We start from the raw sequence: 19,325 nt of genomic DNA, 5'->3' as shown, positions 1-19,325 counted from the left end.
CTCCAGGCGCCCGCATCAATCGTCTTTGGCTTTCCCGATGATTCGCGCAGGAAACGGTTCACCGGGCGGCCGCGTCGAAACGGCTGCGGCATGTTCGTCGTCGTGCGGACGCCGCTTTGGCGCGACGCGCTCCAGCAACGCCTGTTGTTCCGCCGGAATCTTGTAATCCCAGCCGAAGCGGCTCAACTGCAAACTCTGCGCGATCCGCAGCGCCGGTTCCATGAAACGGACCGCTGCCGCCGGCTGATAGCGCGACTCCACCGTATCCAGAAACAGATACAGCCAGCGGCTGAAATGCTGTGGCTCGACGCCCTCGAGCGGCTGGTGCGCCTGCTGCACATTGCCGCGGTATTGCTTCGCGCCGAGCACGAGACTGCCCCAGAACGTGCACATTTTGGGTAAGTGGTCGTCCCAACGGCCCGCAAGCGTTGCATCGAACACGGGACCCAGCAGCGGATCGGCGCGCACCCGGTCGTAAAAGCCGTAGACGAGCTCCCGGATATTCGCTTCGGTAGGTTCGGCGGCGCGTTCAACAACCGGTGCGGCGGGAAATGACGGGTTCATGCAAATTCCGGCTCATGCGGTTAAGGTCAGGCGGTTATTTACTACGAATTGCCACGCGGTGCCACAGACTGTCAGGAATGACCTCAAACGCGTCGAAAGGAAAGGAAGTAGGCCACGAACAAGCCGCTTTTCGCATAAACGGTCTATGCAGGAAACGCTACCATTACTGCCGAGAGAACCAACACCGACTGTTTAGCGCACAATCATAAAATATGCGTAGCGCCTGCATCTTAAGGCGAAGCGGTGGCCACCGGCAACCCTTGCATCGACGCGGTTATCCCGAGGATCGCGACTTGCGCTTATCGTGACACCTGCACTTATGAGACTGACCGACTATACGGATTACTCATTGCGCGTCCTGCTGTATCTCACTGTCCGCGGCGATGGCTTATCGACCATCCAGGACATCTCGGACGCGTACGGGATCTCCAAAAACCATCTGATGAAGGTAGTTCAGCAACTCGGCGAACTGGGCTGGGTCGAGACCGTGCGCGGGCGCAATGGCGGCCTGCGTCTCGCCGAACGAACCAGCGCATTGACCGTGGGCGAGATCGTGCGAGCCACGGAAAGCGACTTTGCGCTGGTCAACTGCTTCCCGGATCAGCATGGCGAGCGCCGGGGCTGCGTGATTACACCGCACTGCCGTCTGCGTGGCGCGCTCGAAGCGGCACGCAACGCATTCCTCGCCGAACTCGACCGTCATACTATCGGCGAAGTTGCGGAACCGCGCGGACCGCTCGCGGCACTACTGGGCTTAGGCACGGTGATTCCAATCGTGCCGGCCGCGCCTGCCGGCGACGCGGCGCCGCTCACCTGAAAGCGGCCAGCAAGTTCTCGCGCGCCAAATGTCAAATAGTTGCTGCCGGTTGCAAAAAAGCGCTTGAAACCTGCGTAAAACGCCTCAATTTGGTGGTAATCGAAATTGGAGGTCTCTTGATGAGAATCGACAAACTTACCACTAAATTCCAGGAAGCACTGGCCGACGCGCAGAGTCTCGCGGTCGGTCACGACAATCAATACATCGAACCGGTGCATGTCCTGTCGGCGCTCGTTGCCCAGCAGGACGGCTCGGCACGCTCGCTGCTGTCGCGGGCGGGCGTGCACGTCCAGGCGCTGCAAACCACGCTGGGCGACGCCATCACGCGCCTGCCGCAAGTGCAGGGCACCGACGGCAACGTTCAGATCGGCCGCGAGCTCACCGGCTTGCTGAACCAGGCGGACAAGGAAGCGCAAAAACTCAACGACACGTTCATCGCGAGCGAGATGTTCCTGCTCGCCGTCGCCGACGATAAAGGCGAGGCCGGCCGTCTCGCGCGTCAGCACGGCCTGTCGCGCAAGTCGCTGGAAAGCGCGATCGCGGCGGTGCGCGGCGGCTCGCAAGTGCATAGCCAGGACGCCGAAAGCCAGCGTGAAGCGCTGAAAAAGTACACCGTCGATCTGACCGAGCGTGCGCGGGCGGGCAAGCTCGACCCCGTGATCGGCCGGGACGATGAAATCCGCCGTTCGATCCAGATCCTGCAGCGCCGCACCAAGAACAACCCAGTGCTGATCGGCGAGCCGGGCGTGGGTAAGACCGCGATCGTCGAAGGCCTGGCGCAGCGGATCGTCAACGGCGAAGTGCCGGAAACGCTCAAGGGCAAGCGCGTGTTGTCGCTGGACATGGCGGCGCTGCTGGCGGGCGCGAAATACCGCGGCGAGTTCGAAGAACGCCTCAAGGCCGTGCTGAACGACATCGCCAAGGACGAAGGCCAGACCATCGTCTTTATCGACGAAATCCATACGATGGTCGGCGCGGGCAAGGCTGAAGGCGCGATGGACGCGGGCAATATGCTCAAGCCGGCGCTCTCGCGTGGTGAGCTGCATTGCGTCGGCGCCACCACGCTCGACGAATACCGCAAGTACATCGAGAAGGACGCCGCGCTCGAACGCCGCTTCCAGAAGGTGCTGGTCGACGAGCCGTCGGTCGAGGCAACCATCGCGATCCTGCGCGGTTTGCAGGAGAAGTACGAACTGCATCACGGCGTCGATATCACCGACCCGGCGATCGTCGCCGCGGCCGAACTGTCGCATCGCTACATCACCGACCGTTTCCTGCCGGACAAGGCCATCGATCTGATCGACGAAGCCGCTTCGAAGATCAAGATGGAAATCGACTCGAAGCCGGAAGAGATGGACCGCCTGGACCGTCGTTTGATCCAGTTGAAGATCGAGCGCGAAGCCGTCAAGAAGGAAAAAGACGAAGCGTCGCAGAAGCGTCTGCAACTGATCGAAGAAGAAATCGAGCGGCTGGATCGTGAATATTCGGACCTCGAAGAAATCTGGACCGCGGAAAAAGCGGCGGTGCAGGGCAGCGCGCAACTGAAGGAAGACATCGAAAAAACGCGTGCGGAAATCACGCGCTTGCAGCGTGAAGGCAAGCTTGAGAAGGTCGCCGAGTTGCAGTACGGCAAGCTGCCGGGTCTCGAAGCGCAGTTGAAGGAAGTGACCAAGGCCGAAGCGAACGAGCAGAACAATCCGACCCGGCCGCGTTTGCTGCGCACCCAGGTGGGCGCGGAGGAAATCGCGGAAGTCGTGTCGCGTTCAACGGGTATTCCGGTGTCGCGCATGATGCAGGGCGAGCGCGAAAAGCTGCTGCAGATCGAAGAGAAACTGCACGACCGCGTGGTGGGCCAGGACGAAGCGATCAGCGCGGTGGCCGATGCGATCCGCCGTTCGCGTGCGGGCCTGTCCGATCCGAACCGTCCGTATGGCTCGTTCCTGTTCCTCGGGCCGACCGGCGTGGGTAAGACCGAGTTGTGCAAGGCGTTGGCTTCGTTCCTGTTCGATTCGGAAGATCATTTGATTCGTATCGACATGAGCGAATTCATGGAGAAGCACAGCGTCGCGCGTTTGATCGGCGCGCCGCCGGGCTACGTGGGCTATGAGGAAGGCGGTTACCTGACCGAAGCGGTACGCCGCAAGCCCTACAGCGTGATCCTGCTCGACGAAATCGAGAAGGCGCACCCGGATGTGTTCAACGTCCTGCTGCAGGTGCTCGACGATGGCCGGATGACCGATGGACAGGGCCGTACCGTGGACTTCAAGAACACGGTGATCGTGATGACGTCGAACCTCGGTTCGCAAGTGATTCAGGCGATGGTCGGCGAGCCGCAGGAAGCGGTGAAGGACGCGGTCTGGGAAGAGGTGAAGCTGCACTTCCGGCCCGAGTTCCTGAATCGGATCGACGACGTCGTGGTGTTCCATGCGCTCGACCGCTCGAACATCCAGTCGATTGCGCGGATTCAGTTGCAGCGTCTGCACGAACGGCTTGCCAAACTCGACATGCAACTGGTGGTGTCGGACGCGGCGCTGGAGCACGTCGGCAAGGTTGGCTACGATCCGCTGTTTGGGGCGCGGCCGTTGAAGCGCGCGATCCAGCAGGAGATCGAGAACCCGGTCGCCAAGCTGATTCTGGCCGGCAAGTTCGGTCCGAAGGACGTGATTCCGGTCGAGGTGGCAGACGGCCAGCTGGTATTCGACCGCGTCGTGCACTAAGCACCGAACCGGGCGAAGCGCGCTCGGTTGCGCACGGAACGGCAGAGCTTGTGCCGTTCCGGCCAAAGCTAAAAAAGCGGCAACGAAGTTACCTTCGTTGCCGCTTTTTTTTGCCTGTTTTTGTCTGCTATCCGGCTGTAGTAACAGGACGACGCTACTTACGCATTGCCCTTGCCGAACAGCGCCGACAGGCCGCCGAGCGCGCCCAGCACGGTCGTCGAATTCAGTTTGCCTTCGGCGGGGACTTCACCGTCGGGCGTCGCCGCGTTGACGACGTGCGGCAGAATCTGCGACAACAGGCCGGTGACCTGATCCGGTTGCACGCCGGCCTTTGCCGCGAGATTGGTAACGACGTCCGAACCAAGCACGCTGTGCAGTGCGTCGGGCGAGATCGCCTGGTTCTCGCCGTTGCTGACCCACGACGAAACGACGTCGCCGAGGCCCTTTTCCTTGAAGCTGTTGATCAGGCCGTTCAGGCCGCCCGGCTGATTGTTGACGAATTCCAGCGCGGCTGAAACGAGGGCTTGCTGGCCACCGCCTTCCGGCGACTTACCAACCAGGGAACCGATAGTGTCGAGTAGGCTCATGACGGTCTCTCTTGAATGCCAACCCGTGTTTGACGAGCCGGCGGGTGAAAACGCCGCGCGGTTGCGCGGCGCCGGTGGAAGGAGGGCGGACGGGAGCGGAGCGGCGTCCGGGTTTCATCATGCGTACAGCCCATGTGAGCCGCGTGGCCGCCGTACTACCGTTGCTCTACCTTGGCTTACGCGCCGCCAGAGGCTGCCGCAGCCGATGCAGCCTTGCTCTTCTTCGCCTTCTTCTTCGAAGCCTTGGTGCCGGACGCGTCGGCCGGCGCGCTGGCAGCCGCCGTCGTGGCCGGTGCGGAAGCCGCCGCATCAGCCGCCTTGCTCTTCTTCTTCGACTTCGAAGCCTTGGTGCCGGATGCCTCGGCAGGCGCAGCCGGTGCCGCTGATGTTGTTGTCGCGGCCGCGGTAGTTGCTGCTGGCGCGGCTTTGCTGCTGGCGGTGCTGCTGGACTTCGCGGCAGCCTTGGCGCCGGTAGGCGGCGTGGACGCGCCGTTCACGGTCAAGCCCGCCGCCTCGAGATTGCTCACCGATTTGGTGCCGAGGCCTTTGACCCGAGTGGCGAGATCATCGGCATCCTTGAAGGGGCCGTTCTTGGTGCGTTCGTCAATGATCGCTTTCGCATGTACCGGGCCGATACCCTTGACCGATTCGAGCGCCGCCTGATCGGCGGAATTTACTTCGACGGCCGCCGCAAATCCAGCCGACAGCGACAAAGCCAAAGCAAGGCAAAGCATCAAAAGCTTCTTCAGCATGGCAAGCACTCCATTGAGGGCAAAAAAAGTTAGCCGCAAAGGGAAAACTCGGGACGACGCAGCCTGTTAGCAGGCGCTGCGCTTAAGCATAGAACAAATTGCGCGCCCTTATTTGCAAACGCCGACGATTTATACCGATCGATTCGTGACAAGTAAATCAGGTTGAACAATATTTAAAGATTTTGCCTGGCGATTGAGCTGTTATGCGTTTATCGATCAATGCGGTTCCCCATAAATAATGACAACACGGGATAAATGACAGCGCCTTCCACTTGACTTAGAGTGCACTCGAAGTCCTAACCTGAGTTCCGTCATGTCGAAAATGTCAAAAGCACTCACCATTGGCGAGGTCGCCGGGACGATCGGCGTCTCCACCCATACGCTGCGCTACTACGAACAGGCTGGCCTGATTCGGGCGGTCGGGCGTACCCAGGCAGGGCATCGCCTGTATTCGCCGGCCGATCTCGACTGGCTGCAGTTCGTGATGCGTCTGAAGGCGACCGGCATGCCGATCGCCGGGATGCAGGCGTTCGCGGCGTTGCGGGCGGAAGGTCAGCCTACGATGGGTGAGCGCCGTGATTTGCTGGTGGCGCATCGTGATGCGGTTTTGGCGCGGATCGCCGAGTTGCAGAGCAATCTCGGCGCGATCATCGACAAAATTGCGTACTACGAAGAAGCCGCCGGGCAGCAGCCCACTGCGAGTGCTTCGACACGACAGATCGACGAAACCCAATCGCTTTCGCATTCGGAAAAGGACTCACCATGGAATACGCACAAAACGATCGCTACACCCGAGGCTGGAACAAACTGAAGGAAATCGACGGTTCGACCGGCGAGCAGGTGATTGCCGCGCTGGCGCCGATCGCGCCGGATTTCGGACGCCTGCTGATCGAGTTCGGCTTCGGCGACATTTACAGCCGGCCGCAACTCGATCTGCGGGCGCGGGAAATCGCGACGATCGCATCGCTGGCGACGCTCGGATGCGCGCAGCCGCAGTTGAAGGTCCATATCGAGGCGGCCTTGAACGTCGGCTGCACTCGCGAGGAGATTGTCGAGGTGTTCATGCAGATGGCGCTCTACGCGGGTTTCCCGGCGGCGCTGAACGCGCTGTTTGCGGCGCGGGAGGTTTTCGAGCGGCGTGATCAGGCGCTGGAGCAAGTGCAAGCGCAAGCGGCTTGAGACAAAAGTTCGGGACGAAAGAGCAGGGTGGACGGCTGCCGTGAGCAGCCGTTTTTACGAGGCTAAAGATGCAACTAACGGCCAGGTATCGCAAGCATTTTGGACAGCAGGTCGCCGGTACGGCCCGGAAACCCGGCTTGCATAAAGGGGGCTTCGACAGTCAGGTACGCTGAGTTTTGCAATCCGGTCGAGCAAAACCGTCAATCCGATTGAGCCAGGCCGTCGACCCGATCGAACGCAACGAGCCCCCGTCAAGCCGCCGGATCTACCGTGACCACTGACTCGGCGTGCAAATACCGCTTGCTCACGCCACGCCAGTACAACAGCAGACCCACCCCGGCAATTGCCAGGCTCAGCGTATTGGCGACCCAGAAGCCGCGCGCGCCGGTCAGCCATTGCGGCGTGGTGCCGGAGACATCGAAGCCGAGCAGATAGCCGCCGCCTAGCCCGACCCCCCAGAGCGCAACCGCATAGATGACGGTCGGTACGACCGCCACCTTGTACGCGCGCAGCACGAAGGCGGTGGTGATCTGCAGCGCATCGAACAGGTGATAGCACACTACGATCAAGACCAGCGGCATCGCCGCCGCCGCGACCTGTGCATCCGGCGTATAGCCTTCGATCACATACGGCCGCAGTACCAGCACGATCGCGCCGTAGCAGCAGGCGATCGCCACCGCCATCATGATGCCGTGCCGCGACAGCGTGCGCGCCGCTTCCGGGCGATGCGCGCCGAGTGCCTGGGCGACCAGCGTCGATGAAGCGATTCCGATCGACAGCGGCGTCATGTAGAGCACCGCGCCGATGTTGCCGGCGATCTGGTGTCCGGCGAGCGTAGTCGTGCCGAAGCGCGCAATGAAAAGCGCCATGAAGGTGTACGACGTGACTTCGATCAGATACGACAGCCCCATCGGAATGCCCAGCCGCAGTTGCGCCGCCTGCCGGCGCCAGACCGGCCAGCAGAAATGCGCAAAGATCTCGAACGGCTTGAACACGTAGACGCGTGTCAGCAGCAGCATCCCGACCACGGCCAGTCCCCAGTTGATCGTGGTGCTGGCCAGCGCGCAACCGGGGCCGCCGAGCGCCGGCACGCCGAATCCGCCAAAGATGAACCACGTGTTGAGCGGAAACTTGAGCAGCAGCGCGCCGATCTGCAGGATCATCACGAGCCGCGGCTTGCCGACCGCATTGCTGATCGAGCTATAGACGCGAAACGCGAGGCCGGCCGGCAAGCCGAACGCCAGAATCCGCAGGTAGGCGACCGTGCGCTCATGCAGCGCTTCGGGCACCCGCGCGAGTTCCAGTAGCCGCCCCGGAAAATAGAGAATCAGAAAGCCGATCACGGTCAATGCGAGCGCGAGCCACAAGGCCTGGCGCACTTCTTCGCCGATCTCGACGTAGCGGCGCGCGCCGTAGAGTTGCGCGGTGATCGGCTGCAGCGCGGTCAGGATGCCGGTCAGCCCGATGTAGACGGAAATGTAGATCGACGAGCCGAGGCCGAGCGCGGCGAGATCGACGGCCGAATAGCGGCCGACCATCGCCGTGTCGATCACACCGAACGCAATGATCGCCAGTTGGCCGATCAGCACGGGCCATGCGAGCCCGGCGATTTTCCGTACGTCGGCGAGCATGATCAGTCCGGCTTCTTGTGCCAGCTGCGGCGTTTGACGACCGGCGACTTCGGACGGTCGATCCGCACATACAGGCGGAAGCGTTCGTCGCGGTCGGCCACCCGGCGGCCTTCCCAGACCAGCTTCCAGATGAAGTCCGACATCGCGCTCGGGTCGCCGAAATCCTGGGTGTCCTGACGCAGGATCACGTCGCAGTCCTGGTTGAACGAGAAATGCATATCGCCGAAATAGGCGAAGGTCGCGATCTGCGCATTACCGAGGCGCACCGGCGAGATGCAGGTGTAGTCTTCCGGCAGATGGCTTGCGATCTGTTCGGCGACGTCTTTATACGTCCGGCTGTAGTTGACCACCGGCAGCCACAGCGTCATCAGGAGCACCCACATCAGCGTTGTGCCGGCGCTCGAGAGCACCACGCTGCGCCACAGGACTTTCGGATGGCGGGCCAACCGCCATTGCACCAGAACGAACCAGCAAATCGTCACGGCCACCGCGCACACGAACGATAAGACCTTGAACTGCGGCGCAAAACCCGGCGCGAGACGCGCGAGGTTGCGCGCGAGCGGATGCGGGAAGCCGGTTAGCCCGGCGATGTACACCAGCCAGACGAAGCTGCCGAGGATCGTGAAACTCAGCAGCGCGAACCAGTCGATCGCATTGATCGCACCGCGTTTGAGGGTAGGCAGCGCGAACGTGGCAAGCACCGCGAGCGGCGGCAGCAACAGCATATAAAGCCGGTTCGACTGGTGGCTCTGCAGCACGACCAGCACGAGCAACGGCCCGATCACCGACAGCGGAATCGCGACGTGCGGCGCGCGCCGCAGGCCCGACCAGCTGAACCACGCCCAGAGCGCCAGCGGCCAGGCTGGCCAGGTGAAGAGCGGCAGGTTCTTGAGGGCGTAGCCGGCTACCGAGCCCGGCGGCCCGGCGAATGACGACAGGCTGACATGCACCCACTGGTTCAGGTACCAGACAGCGTCGTCGGGAAACGCGGCGATGGCGGCGATCGGCCACGCAACCGAGAGCACGAGCGCGACCGGCAAACCGGCCAGCAGCAGCCAGCGCGAACGCGCTTCGCGCACGATCAAGGCCATCGCCAGGGTGCCGAGCAACAGTGCGCCGACCAACACCGGGCTGCTGGCGAGCGCCACGAGGCCGATCGCGAGGCCCCAGATCAGCGCGCCCTGGATCGGCTTGTCGATCATCCGCACGAGCCCATAGACGAGCATGGCGATGCCGAAGAACTGCGCCAACTGCGGCGTGGTCTCGTGGCCGCGTTCGGCCAGGCCGAAGCAGGCGAGCAGGATCAGCAGCGCGCCATCGGCAAGGGTGCGGCCGTAGTCGCGCGGTTCCGGCTCGCCGCCAAACGCGTATTTGAACGGCTGCACTTCGGCGCGCCGGCCGAGCAGGTAGGCCGCATACCAGACGAATGCGCAAGCCGCGCAAAACAGCAGGCCGGTAAACACGCGCGACGCATTGCTCGCATCGACCCAAGGCGCGAGCGCGCGGATCGCGCTGGCGCCGAGCCAGTAACCGAGCGGGCCGTCTTCGGTCATGTACTTGCCGACCAGATTCGGCAGCAGCCAGTCGTGCGCGCTGCCGTTGGCCATCGTCCACATGACGCCGAAGCCGGCTGCGTCCTCGTTCTTCCACGGATCCCGGCCGAACAGACCGAAAAAGGCGTAGACGATACAGATGGTCAGCAGCAGCCAGCGCGGCAACGCACTGGTCGCGGAGGCAGTGAGGCGAACGACAGGTCTCATGCGGTGTGTGGATATTGGATAAGCGGTGCAGCCGGGACCGGACGCGGTGTCCGGCGGGAATGGCCGGTTTGGAGCATCCGGCATTGTAGTCGTGCCGTGCGATGCGCGTCACGGCCGGTAACGGCTCGCAACGTGAACGGGGTATGTGTGACGCCGTGCCGCGATGGGCGGCGCTTCGCCGGGAGACGACTTATCTCCATGCGTCCGGAATAGGGTGACAAAAAAGGGCAGCTTGCGCTGCCCTTTTGTGCTGCTGCTTCGTTGCGGGCCAAGGCCGGCGACGAATCGCGTATTACTTCGCTGCTGCCTTGCCGGTAGCGCGCGTGCCGAACTTCTTGTTGAACTTCTCGACGCGGCCAGCCGTGTCCATGATCTTTTGTTGGCCGGTGTAGAACGGATGCGATTCCGACGACACTTCGATCTTGGCGAGCGGGTACGTCTTGCCGTTGAATTCGGCAGTTTCACGCGTCTGGATGGTCGAGCGCGTCACAAACTTGAAGTCGATCGACATGTCGACGAACAGGACTTCGCGGTAATCCGGGTGAATGCCTTCTTTCATGGTCTTTCCTTTAATCTGGCGGTAGCCAACCCGCGAGCAGCCGCAATGTACGCGGACAGCATCTAGGCGCGAGCCACTTGCCTATGGTCGAAAAACGGCGATTATGCCAGAAAATCAGTCGCTTGACGATCTTTCCGCGACCTTTTTCGCGGTGTTTCGGGTCGATTTGTCCGCTTTCCGGCTCGCTCTTTCCCGTGCGCGTGTCTGGCGGCATCCCTTGCGCGGCGGGCGTCAGGCCGGAGCGAACGCCAATCCGACCCGCGCGGGGTCCTGGCGGTAATACCGCGCCAGCAAGCGGTATAGCTCGGGATATTCGGCCTCGAAGGCTTGCGGTTGGACGAACAGAGCCTCGCTGCAAACGGCAAAAAATTCCGATGGATGGTCCGCCGCGTACGGATCGATTAGCGAATCACGCTCGAAACGGGCCCAGCGCCTGTCCGGCACCGCGTCCACTTTCGCGCAGAAATGGTCGTAGGCGTGGTCGAAAATGTCGGCCCAGGCCCGTGAATCGAGCGGCGCATGCCAGCGGCGCGTGAGCGGCGGATGGCCGTCTGCCTCGCCGTTCAGCATGTCGATCTTGTGCGCGAATTCGTGAATCACGACGTTGTAAGCGTCGGTGCCATCGGTCATCTGCGCGTCTTCCCACGACAACACCACCGGGCCGCCTTCCCACGCTTCGCCACTCGCGTCCTGCTCGACCTCATGCACTACGCCGTCTTCGTCCTCGACCGTCTTGCGGATCACGAACTCGCCCGGATAAACGATCACCCCGACCCAGCCGCGATACAGATCTAGGCTCAGATTCAGCACCGGCAAACACGCTTGCGCGGCGATCGCTACAGTCATGGCGTCGGTCAGTTCGAGATCGTGAGCGGTTGAAAATTCCTTTTGCGCGATGAACAGGCTGGTCAGTTCGCGCAGGCGCAAGCGATCCGGCGCTTCGAGATGGGCGAGGAACGGCAGGCCGTCGAGCGTGGCCTGCCAGAGGGCGTCCTCGATCGCGTAGTCGCGCAGTGCGCGGTCGCGGCGGCGCGTGTCGAACCATTGCGTGAGTTTCGAGAGCATGGCCTGATGAAACCCTTAGTCGATCTGTTTTTGCCACGCGGCGAAAATGCCGCCGCATATCGCAATGCCAATCAGAAAGTAGAAGCCGTCCAGTGACGTCAGGAAGCTGGCTTGCTGCGCGACCGTCCGGCTGATTTCCACCAGTGCAAGCGAATGAGCTTCGGATGGCGAGCGCCCGGCGGCGCTGAAGCCGCGGGTCAGCGCCGCGAGCGAATCCTGAAACACTGGATTGTACGGATTCACGAACTCCGCGAGACGGGCCTGATGCAGTGCCTGCCGATGCTGTTCGACGATGATCACCGAGGCGGTCGCGAACGAGATCGTCAGTTGCCGCACGATGTTTTTCAGCCGGTAGCCGTGCGTGAACTCTTCGATAGCGAAGATTCTAAACGTCAGATTGGCGACCGGCAGCACAATGAACAGCAAGAGCAGGCCGCGCAACAGCATGGGCACGATTAACGCGGACTGGTCCACACCGGGCGACATGCGCGTCATCCACGCCGCGGCAAATGCGGCCACCGCGAAGCCCGGCACGATGATCCACTTCTTGCGCGGCAGGAGCTTCGCGTAACGCAGGTAGACGAACAGCGCGCTCGCCGAGATCAGCGACGTCACACCGACTAGCCGCCCGGCGTTCTCGACCGGATAGCCAAGCCCGCCCTCGAGAAAGCGCGACGTCAGATAGCTGAACACGGTCGAGATGTAGTAGTAGAACATGTACAGCACGATCCCGACCTGAAACACCTTTTCGCGCAGCGCATGCAGACGCACTAGCGGCGCCGGATGGTGCCATTGCTGGTACGCGAACCAGCCCAGCGCGCCGATGCCCGCGACTGTCAGCAGAATCAGCCCGGGCGAGGCGCTGAACAACTGGTACCGCACCTGTTGCATGACGATTTGCAGCGCGCCTTGCGCGAACGCGAAGATCAGATAAGGCCAGAAGTGCGCCGTGCCGCGCTCCTCCGGCAAGCGGTTGCCGGTGTCGGGCAGCGCGAGCAGGGCGAGGATGGCAAACAGCACACCTGCCGGCGCGGTGCAGGCGAACAGCGCGCGCCAATCGAAATGCGCGACCAGTTGGCCGCCGATCAGCGGCGCGAGCGCACTGCTCAGGACGATCAGCACCAGAAAGGCGCGGGTTGCCGCGGGCCGCTGCTGCGGCGTAAAGCTCATCTGGATCAGAATGCGGCAAGTGCCCATCATCGGGCCGATGAAGTAGCCCTGAAATCCGCGCGCGAACGCGAGCTCGATGGACGACTCGCACAACGTGGCGGCGATCGCGCCAGCCGAATAGAGCAGCATGCAGCCGGCCACGTAGCGCCGGTAACCGAAGCGCTCGACCCACCATTGCTGCTGCAGGATGCCGAGCACGGCTGCCACCGCATAGGCGCTCGACGCCCACACTAGTTCGTCCGGCGACGCGTTGATGCCGCCAGCGATGTAGCTGGTGAAAAACGAAAAAATCGCGTTGTCGAAGTAGTCGAGGCCGGTAACGACGGCCAGCACCCATGGGAAAAAATCGCCGCGCAGTTTTGCCGCGCTAAACAGCGGTACGCGGGGCGAGGTCGCGCTCATGTGGGCTCGCCCGACTTTTTCGGGCGTCTGGCGCGCGCTGTGTTGTCAGCTTTCGCGAGTGCCTTGCGGCGCTGTTCCAGCAGCGCGTCCGCGTTCTCGCCGGCGAGGCGCCGTTCGAGATAGTCGAGGTCCGGACTCAGTTCGGCGCGCAGCTTCTGTGCTTCCTTGAGTTCGCGCCGCATCGTTTCGATGCGGGCATCGAGTGCCTGGACCTGGTCTGAAATCGCGTCGCGAATCTGCTGCAGCGATTCGGTGGAATAGCGATGACCGCCTTCGACCGGCTCGAGCGGGCGCTTGAGCATTTCGGTGATGCTGTGCAGGGAAAAACCGAGCGAGCGCAGCCGCAGAATGCGTCCGAAGCGCTTCAGGTCTTCCTCGTCATAAAGGCGGTAGCGACCTTCGCTGCGGGTAGGCGCGACGAGACCGCGTTCCTCGTAATACTTCAGCGTGCGCGGCGTTACGCCGAGGCGTTCGGCGGCGTCGCGCACGGTGAGCAGGGCGGGTGAATCCTTCGACATAAGGCAGCGCGGGCATGACGGAAGCGTGCATTGTACTGCAACGTGTACGTTCACGTACATGTTGCCATGCTTTGCCGCGCATCGTTGGGACGAAATCCTGTGGGCGAAAAAAAGCCGCTCGTTGTGGCGAGCGGCTTTTTTATGCAGTGCAGCGGGTGCGGCTGTTTCGGCGTGAGGCCTTAGCTGCCGCCGCCGCGACGCATCATGTCGAAGAATTCGGAGTTGCTCTTCGTTTGGCGAATCTTGTCGAGCAGGAATTCCATCGACTCGACTTCGTCCATGTCGTGAATGAACTTGCGCAGCACCCAGATCTTTTGCAGCACTTCGGGCTTGATCAGCAGTTCTTCACGGCGCGTGCCGGACTTGTTCAGGTTGATCGACGGATAGACGCGCTTTTCAGCAAGGCGGCGTTCCAGGTGCACTTCCATGTTGCCGGTGCCCTTGAACTCTTCGTAGATCACGTCGTCCATGCGGCTGCCGGTTTCGATCAGCGCTGTGCCGATGATGGTCAGCGAACCGCCTTCCTCGATATTGCGCGCCGCGCCGAAGAAACGCTTCGGGCGTTGCAGCGCGTTCGCGTCGACACCACCCGTCAGCACCTTGCCCGAGGCCGGCACGACGGTGTTGTATGCACGCGCGAGACGCGTGATCGAGTCGAGCAGAATCACCACGTCGTTCTTCATTTCGACGAGGCGCTTGGCTTTCTCGATCACCATTTCGGCGACCTGCACGTGACGCGCGGCCGGTTCGTCGAACGTGGAGGCGATCACTTCGCCGGCCACCGAACGCTGCATTTCGGTCACTTCTTCCGGGCGTTCGTCGATCAACAGCACGAACAGTACGACATCCGGGTGGTTTTGCTTGATGGCGTGTGCGATGTGCTGCAGCATCACCGTCTTACCGGACTTCGGCGATGCGACCAGCAGGCCGCGCTGGCCCTTGCCGATCGGCGCGATCATGTCGATGATGCGGCCCGTGACGTTTTCCTCGCCACGCATTTCACGTTCGAGCAGCAGCACCTTGTTCGGGTGCAGCGGCGTCAGGTTTTCGAACATGATCTTGTGCTTCGAGGCTTCCGGCGGCTGGCCGTTGACCTTGTCCACCTTCACCAGCGCAAAATACCGTTCGCCGTCTTTCGGCGTGCGCACTTCGCCTTCGATCGTGTCGCCCGTGTGCAGGTTGAAGCGGCGGATTTGCGACGGGCTGATGTAAATATCATCCGTGCTGGCGAGATACGAGGTTTCCGGCGAACGCAGGAAGCCGAAGCCGTCCGGCAGCACTTCGAGCGTGCCGTCGCCGAAGATCGTGTCGCCCGTTTTGGCTCGTTTTTTTAGAATGGCAAACATCAATTCCTGCTTGCGCAGGCGGTTTGCACTTTCGATCTCGAGGCCATTGGCCATCTCGATCAATTCGGACACGTGCAGAGTCTTAAGCTCGGATAAATGCATACGGAGAACCCGCAGGAGAAGGTGCGACGAAATGAAATCTGGGAGGAGAGTGAGCGGAACCGCTCAAGGACTTACACGTCTTTTCGACGTTTTGCGGATTCTAGCATAGCACACGCCGAATTTCGCCAGTGCGATGGCGTGGCATCTTTCTTATCAGGCGTGTTGTCGCGGGACAACACGCCTGGGATCGCGCGCCTGAAAGTCCGAAGGACCTCCGGCGCGCCGACGCATTGCTTCTTTACAGGTTGCCGTCGAGGAATGCGGTGAGTTGCGACTTCGACAGCGCGCCGACTTTCTGCGCGGCGACAGCGCCGTTCTTGAAGAGCAGCAGCGTGGGAATACCGCGCACGCCGAACTTGGCCGGCGTCGATTGATGTTCGTCGACGTTGATCTTGGCGATTTGCAGGCGATCGGCGTAATCCTTGGCGACTTCGTCGAGGATCGGCGCGATCATCTTGCACGGACCGCACCATTCAGCCCAGAAATCGAGCAGCACGGGTTTATCGGATTTCACGACGTCCTGTTCGAACGATGCGTCGCTAATATGCTTGATTGATTCGCTCATTGTATGAATACCTCTATCGGTTCGAGGCCCGCCTGAATTGCTCGCCACGATACGTCAAAATCTAGGGAAACTTCCGTTCGCTTTGCCGCAAGCGGGAGCTTGCCGACACCTGCCTGAAAAAGTCGAAAGACCATTCCTGGAATGTGCGGAAAGCTCGCGTTTGCGGGTCATCCAAATGGCAGTTTAGCTTAATTCGCTATGCGTTGCCGGTGGTGATAGTACTCATCAAAGGCAGTGGGGCCCGTGACTGCCGGTGAAGTGCCACTCCGTTTTAACAACCGCGACGCTGCATATCTGGTGGCGGGCGCCGCAAACTCAAGTATCCGGCACCCGTATCCCGGGGTCCTGCACTATATGGTGCGAAGCTCCCTATTCAGCGCGCCGATGTCGGTTTGTTCGTATTTACAGTCGCGCGGCGGCCCGAGCGATGATAGAATGTTTCGTGACGGGCCTCCTCGCATGGAGGGATGGTCAACCTGGTCAGGTCGGGAACGAAGCAGCCACAGCCGTTTTCCACCAGTGCCGAGGGTCAGGCTCGTCACCTTCCTCTTTCTGTTTTCTTCCGCCGTACCTCCGCCGCCCTTGTTTTACTCTTGCCGCTGTCACCCAGACGCTGCATTGGCGTTTCTCGCGCACTTCATCTATTTTTTTCTATCGGTCCGTTAGCCTGTTTCAATGAAGCGGCAACATGCGTTCGCGCGCCGTCTCGATTCGGTTTTGAGCGCCATCGTTACTGATACAATTTCCGGATGACCTATCAAGTTCTCGCACGCAAATGGCGGCCGAAGGATTTCGCTTCGCTCGTCGGACAGGAGCACGTGGTGCGCGCGCTCACGCACGCGCTCGACGGTGGCCGTCTGCACCATGCCTATCTGTTTACCGGCACCCGCGGCGTCGGTAAAACCACGCTGTCGCGCATCTTCGCCAAGGCGTTGAATTGCGAAACCGGCGTGACTTCCACGCCGTGCGGCGTGTGCCGCGCGTGCCGGGAGATCGACGAGGGTCGCTTTGTCGATTATGTGGAGATGGACGCGGCGAGTAACCGCGGGGTCGACGAAATGGCGGCGCTGCTGGAGCGCGCGGTTTACGCGCCGGTCGATGCGCGCTTCAAGGTCTACATGATCGACGAAGTGCACATGCTGACCAACCACGCGTTCAACGCGATGTTGAAGACGCTGGAAGAACCGCCTTCGCATGTCAAATTCATTCTTGCCACCACCGATCCGCAGAAGATTCCGGTCACGGTGCTGTCACGCTGTCTGCAGTTCAATCTGAAGCAGATGCCGGCTGGGCACATCGTCTCGCATCTCGAGCACATTCTCGGCGAAGAGAAGGTGCCGTACGACGCCCAGGCGTTGCGTCTGCTCGCACGTGCGGCCGACGGCTCGATGCGCGACGCGCTCTCGCTGACTGACCAGGCGATCGCCTATTCGGCCAATCAGGTGAATGAAGAGGCGGTGCGCGGCATGCTCGGCGCACTCGATCAAAGCTATCTGATTCGCCTGCTCGACGCGCTGGCCGATGGCGACGGCGCCGCCGTGCTGGCAGTCGCGGACGAGATGGCGTTGCGCAGCCTGTCGTTTTCGACGGCGTTGCAGGACCTCGCGAGCTTGCTGCACCGAATCGCATGGGCGCAGTTCGCGCCGTCGTCGGTGTTGGACGAATGGCCGGAAGCGGGCGATTTGCGCCGCTTTGCCGAAGCGTTGAGCGCCGAGCACGTGCAACTGTTTTATCAGATTGCGACCATCGGCCGAAGCGAACTGGGTCTCGCGCCTGACGAATACGCCGGTTTCACCATGACACTGCTGCGTATGCTGGCGTTCGAGCCGGCGCCCACCGGTGGTGGCGGCGGTGCGGCTTCCGCGCGTCCGGCAGGGCCGGCGGGGGCGGGTGGTGCGAAGCGCGCCGGCGCGCCGGCGGTCGCCGCGCAGCAGCCGGCGGCGCGGGCGATCGAAGCAGCCCCCGCGGCGCCGGTACGCTCCGCGAATCCAGTGGCAAACGCGAAGCCTTCGACGCCGGATTCGCAACACTCGGCGTCTGCGGGGGCGGTTGGAAATACTGACGTGCCGAAAGCCGCTATCGCTGAAGCGGTAAGCGTTTCCGTGTCCGCGCCAGCTTCCGTCGAAGCTGCCGCCCCTTCCGGGTCCGCATCAGTTTCCGACGAAGCCGCTGCCCCTTCCGCGCCCGCACCAGCTTCGGACGAAGCCACTGCCCCATCCGTGCTCGCACCAGCTTCCGACGAAGCGGCAGCTCCCTCCGGGTCTGTAACTGCGATTACTTCTGGCGAAGCGAACCTGGCGCCTGTGGCTGCGGCCGCTATTGCCGCGCCGGCTTTGGCTCCGTGGCAGGAAGAACCGCCCGTCGCGCGGGATGAGAGTGTGTCGGCGTCTCCCGCATTGGCGCAGGCGAGTGCGCCTCCTGCGGCCGCGCTGCTCGAAACAACGCCCCCCGCGTCGGCAGCCGACGCATCTGAAACGATCGAGACCACAAAAGTGGCGGCTGCACGCGCCGTGGCGCCGTGGGACGATGTGCCCACCGAGCCGTCCCCGAACGAACCAGCCGCCGCAACCGCTCCTGAGAACTCGTCGCCCGCGTCGTCATTCACTGCTCCGGCTGCAGCCGCGTCTGCACGGGCGGAAGAAGCCGCGTCCGCGACGGCGTCGCAAGCGTCGCCGCCTGCGGCCGACGTTCCGCCGCGCCGTGCCGGCGGCGCGAGCGACGCGCTCAATGTCTTGCGCAGCGCCGGTCTGAAAGTATCGTCGGACCGTGGCCGCACGACGGCGGCAACCGCCGCCAAGCCTGCTGCCGCGCCGGTCACACCGAAGCCGGCCGCACCGCGCGTGGTCGTCAATGTGCCGACGCCCGGTGCCCCGCGCCGCGCGCCGCAACAGGACGCCGCGCCGGCAGCGCGTGCACCGTCCCCGCAGCCTCAGGAGTCAGGTGGCTCGTCGGGCGCGCCGTGGGACGACATGCCGCCCGATGAATACATGCCGCTCACCGCAGCGGACGAGGGCTATTACGGCCTGCCGGACGACAACTATGTGCCGGTGTTCGACAGTGGTCCCGACGATGTCCGCGTGAACGCCGCGCCCGCGCCAACACCCGCGCCGGCGGTCGACAGGCGGCCCTTGCCGCCCGCCGTGCCGCTCGACCCGCTGGGCTTTCAGGGCGACTGGCCCGCGCTCGCCGTCGATCTGCCGCTCAAGGGCATCTCGTATCAACTCGCGTTCAACAGCGAACTAATGGCGCTCGAAGGCAACACGCTCAAACTGAACGTGCCGGTGCCGCAGTACGCTGAGGCTTCGCAGGTAGCTAAACTGAAAGCCGCGCTCGCCGACAAGCTCGGCCAGAACGTCGACGTGCTGGTCGAAGTCGGCCCGGCGCGCCGCACGGCAGCCGCGCACGACGCCGCGATGCGGGCCCAGCGCCAGCAGGAAGCCGAGCGCGAAATCGGCGCCGATCCGTTCGTGCAGTCGCTGATCCGCGAATTCGGCGCGAGCATCGTTCCCGGCTCGATTCGCCCGATCACCCAGGACGCCAGCCCGAACGGCGCGCCGTCCGTCCATTGATTCGCCGCGCCCCCGTGGCGCA

16 protein-coding genes and 1 other RNA gene are annotated in these 19,325 nt (G+C 62.5%); 6 read left to right on the top strand and 11 right to left on the bottom strand.

Features of this window, described 5'->3' with window-relative positions:
* Positions 1-15: 15 nt before the first annotated feature.
* A complete protein-coding gene (locus HWX91_RS29355; protein ID WP_028196659.1) occupies positions 16-564 on the bottom strand; it encodes a group III truncated hemoglobin in 549 nt (182 codons plus the stop codon).
* Between the two features lie 319 nt (positions 565-883).
* Here HWX91_RS29355 and HWX91_RS29350 point away from each other — a divergent pair, with 319 nt between their 5' ends.
* Positions 884-1,381 (top strand): Rrf2 family transcriptional regulator, encoded by a 498-nt coding sequence (locus tag HWX91_RS29350; RefSeq protein ID WP_028196658.1) that lies wholly within the window; start codon positions 884-886, stop codon positions 1,379-1,381.
* A 119-nt stretch (positions 1,382-1,500) separates the two neighbouring features.
* The gene (gene clpB / locus HWX91_RS29345) at positions 1,501-4,098 is read left to right on the top strand and encodes an ATP-dependent chaperone ClpB (protein ID WP_028196657.1); all 2,598 of its coding nucleotides are present in this window, start codon (positions 1,501-1,503) and stop codon (positions 4,096-4,098) included.
* 158 nt (positions 4,099-4,256) lie between these two features.
* On the opposite strand, the gene HWX91_RS29340 is transcribed toward clpB, so the two are convergent.
* The gene (locus HWX91_RS29340; RefSeq protein ID WP_028196656.1) at positions 4,257-4,685 is read right to left on the bottom strand and encodes a YidB family protein; all 429 of its coding nucleotides are present in this window, start codon (positions 4,683-4,685) and stop codon (positions 4,257-4,259) included.
* 176 nt (positions 4,686-4,861) lie between these two features.
* Positions 4,862-5,437, bottom strand: a complete 576-nt coding sequence (locus HWX91_RS29335) for a ComEA family DNA-binding protein (RefSeq protein ID WP_028196655.1) — start codon at positions 5,435-5,437, stop codon at positions 4,862-4,864.
* 313 nt (positions 5,438-5,750) lie between these two features.
* Here HWX91_RS29335 and HWX91_RS29330 point away from each other — a divergent pair, with 313 nt between their 5' ends.
* Together HWX91_RS29330 and HWX91_RS29325 are read left to right on the top strand one after the other, a co-directional pair.
* Entirely contained in the window at positions 5,751-6,248 is a 498-nt protein-coding gene (locus HWX91_RS29330; protein WP_028196654.1) for a MerR family transcriptional regulator, read from the top strand.
* Complete coding sequence (locus HWX91_RS29325) at positions 6,200-6,616, top strand: carboxymuconolactone decarboxylase family protein (RefSeq protein WP_028196653.1); 417 nt, start codon at positions 6,200-6,202, stop codon at positions 6,614-6,616. Before HWX91_RS29330 ends, HWX91_RS29325 begins: the two co-directional genes overlap by 49 nt.
* Before the next feature lie 251 nt (positions 6,617-6,867).
* Here the strand turns inward: HWX91_RS29325 and HWX91_RS29320 are convergent, their stop codons facing one another.
* The 8 genes from HWX91_RS29320 to trxA form a co-directional block, all read right to left on the bottom strand.
* Positions 6,868-8,247 carry an MATE family efflux transporter gene (locus tag HWX91_RS29320; RefSeq protein WP_028196652.1) on the bottom strand — a complete coding sequence of 460 codons (1,380 nt, stop codon included), beginning with the start codon at positions 8,245-8,247 and terminating at the stop codon, positions 6,868-6,870.
* A 2-nt stretch (positions 8,248-8,249) separates the two neighbouring features.
* A complete protein-coding gene (locus HWX91_RS29315) occupies positions 8,250-10,007 on the bottom strand; it encodes an ArnT family glycosyltransferase (RefSeq protein ID WP_028196651.1) in 1,758 nt (585 codons plus the stop codon).
* Positions 10,008-10,299: 292 nt separating this feature from the next.
* Complete coding sequence (locus HWX91_RS29310) at positions 10,300-10,566, bottom strand: type B 50S ribosomal protein L31 (RefSeq protein WP_028196650.1); 267 nt, start codon at positions 10,564-10,566, stop codon at positions 10,300-10,302.
* A 231-nt stretch (positions 10,567-10,797) separates the two neighbouring features.
* Positions 10,798-11,631, bottom strand: a complete 834-nt coding sequence (locus HWX91_RS29305) for a M90 family metallopeptidase (RefSeq protein ID WP_028196649.1) — start codon at positions 11,629-11,631, stop codon at positions 10,798-10,800.
* Positions 11,632-11,646: 15 nt separating this feature from the next.
* Positions 11,647-13,203, bottom strand: coding sequence for an MFS transporter (locus HWX91_RS29300; protein ID WP_028196648.1), 1,557 nt, complete (start codon positions 13,201-13,203; stop codon positions 11,647-11,649).
* Positions 13,200-13,721 (bottom strand): MerR family transcriptional regulator, encoded by a 522-nt coding sequence (locus tag HWX91_RS29295; protein WP_028196647.1) that lies wholly within the window; start codon positions 13,719-13,721, stop codon positions 13,200-13,202. Before HWX91_RS29295 ends, HWX91_RS29300 begins: the two co-directional genes overlap by 4 nt.
* Positions 13,722-13,900: 179 nt before the next feature.
* Positions 13,901-15,169: a transcription termination factor Rho gene (gene rho / locus HWX91_RS29290; RefSeq protein WP_006048863.1), complete on the bottom strand. Its 1,269-nt coding sequence runs from the start codon at positions 15,167-15,169 to the stop codon at positions 13,901-13,903.
* A 238-nt stretch (positions 15,170-15,407) separates the two neighbouring features.
* Positions 15,408-15,734 (bottom strand): thioredoxin TrxA, encoded by a 327-nt coding sequence (gene trxA / locus HWX91_RS29285; RefSeq protein ID WP_028196646.1) that lies wholly within the window; start codon positions 15,732-15,734, stop codon positions 15,408-15,410.
* A gap of 444 nt (positions 15,735-16,178) precedes the next feature.
* Between trxA and ffs the strand changes: the two genes are divergently transcribed.
* An RNA gene (gene ffs, locus HWX91_RS29280) (signal recognition particle sRNA small type) lies at positions 16,179-16,277 on the top strand.
* Positions 16,278-16,483: 206 nt separating this feature from the next.
* Complete coding sequence (gene dnaX, locus HWX91_RS29275) at positions 16,484-19,303, top strand: DNA polymerase III subunit gamma/tau (protein ID WP_028196645.1); 2,820 nt, start codon at positions 16,484-16,486, stop codon at positions 19,301-19,303.
* Positions 19,304-19,325 lie beyond the last annotated feature (22 nt).

This window comes from Paraburkholderia fungorum (assembly GCF_902833645.1).
GTDB classification, from domain to species: domain Bacteria; phylum Pseudomonadota; class Gammaproteobacteria; order Burkholderiales; family Burkholderiaceae; genus Paraburkholderia; species Paraburkholderia fungorum.
The sequence above is the reverse complement of the archived record's forward strand: the minus strand, read 5'-3'. Positions and strand labels throughout refer to the sequence as shown.